Raw genomic sequence first — 550 nt, 5'->3', positions numbered from 1 at the left:
ACATTCCCCAAGTAAGTCGCTGATTTCGCTGTCCTGATCGTGATATTTCGCATATAAATCATGGCGTTGGCGGCTGCGAGGGGCGCGTTTCATGGATCACCCGGAGGGTGCGGGCTTGGCGCGGGCAGATCGGGTCGATTTCGACCGCCGTGTGCGTCTGGAGTTCCGTGGTGCGCAGATCAGTTCAGACGGTGGCCTGCTGGTGATGCGCGAGCTTGATGACGTGCTCGGCCTGTCCAATCTGGCGTCGGAGGCGCTGCGAGACAGCCGCACCGGGAAGAACACGCTTCATCGGCTTGACGGATTGTTCCGGCAATCGGTGTTCGGACGACTGGCCGGATACGAGGATGTGAACGATGCCGACCGCTTGGCCCTCGATCCCGTGATGCGTCAGGTCGTTGGCGGCAGGGCCGTCGAGGCGCAAGCTGCTTCGGCATCGCAGATGGGACGGTTCGAGACCGAGACGCTGGCTTTGCCTGAGAACTGGGCGGCGCTGGCCGATCTGAACGGCCAATGGATCGACCGGTTTCATGACCGCAACGGGTTGAAA

General features: G+C 61.6%; 1 protein-coding gene. It reads left to right on the top strand.

The annotated features are described in order from the left end of the window. Positions 1-91: 91 nt before the first annotated feature. On the top strand, positions 92-550 hold a 459-nt coding region (locus C5F46_RS16305; RefSeq protein WP_181317785.1), incomplete at its 3' end, for a transposase.

This window comes from Phaeovulum veldkampii DSM 11550 (assembly GCF_003034995.1).
In the GTDB taxonomy this organism is placed as follows: Bacteria; Pseudomonadota; Alphaproteobacteria; order Rhodobacterales; family Rhodobacteraceae; genus Phaeovulum; species Phaeovulum veldkampii.
The sequence above is the reverse complement of the archived record's forward strand: the minus strand, read 5'-3'. Positions and strand labels throughout refer to the sequence as shown.